1 protein-coding gene is annotated in these 434 nt (G+C 61.1%); it reads left to right on the top strand.

Annotated features, from left to right (window positions below; translation table 11 throughout):
* Positions 1–434, top strand: a 434-nt coding sequence (locus tag QEP12_RS16970) for a zonular occludens toxin domain-containing protein (protein WP_284214994.1), incomplete at both ends; no start/stop codon positions are given.

Here is a 434-nt window from a genome sequence, read left to right as displayed (position 1 = left end):
GCGGTGACAACCAAGGCCTCAAAGACTGGCACCTGTGGGCCAAGCCTGGCGCAGTCATCGTCTTCGACGAATTCCAGCGCGCCTGGCCACCACGGCCCAACGGCTCCAAAGTCCCCGACGAAATCCAAGCCCTCGACACCCACCGGCACATGGGCGTCGACTTCGTGCTCATCACCCAAAACGTCATCAACACCGACCGCCACGTGCACGGCCTGGTCGGTCGCCACCTGCACGTGCGCCGCATGGCCAACTTGCCCTTGACCATCGTTTATGAGTGGGACCATTGCAGCCGTCAGTTGCTCTACGCCAAGAGCTTGACCAAGCAGACCTGGCGCTACGACAAAAAAGTCTTCAAGCTCTACCGCAGCGCTGACGCTCACACCAAGCAGCCCCGCAAAATCCCCGGCCTCGTATGGTTTGTCCTGGTTGGCCTC

The sequence above is a fragment of the Comamonas jiangduensis genome (assembly GCF_030162955.1).
GTDB lineage: Bacteria > Pseudomonadota > Gammaproteobacteria > Burkholderiales > Burkholderiaceae_C > Comamonas > Comamonas jiangduensis.
Note: the sequence above shows the minus strand (reverse complement) of the source record. Positions and strands in the feature narration are given on the sequence as shown.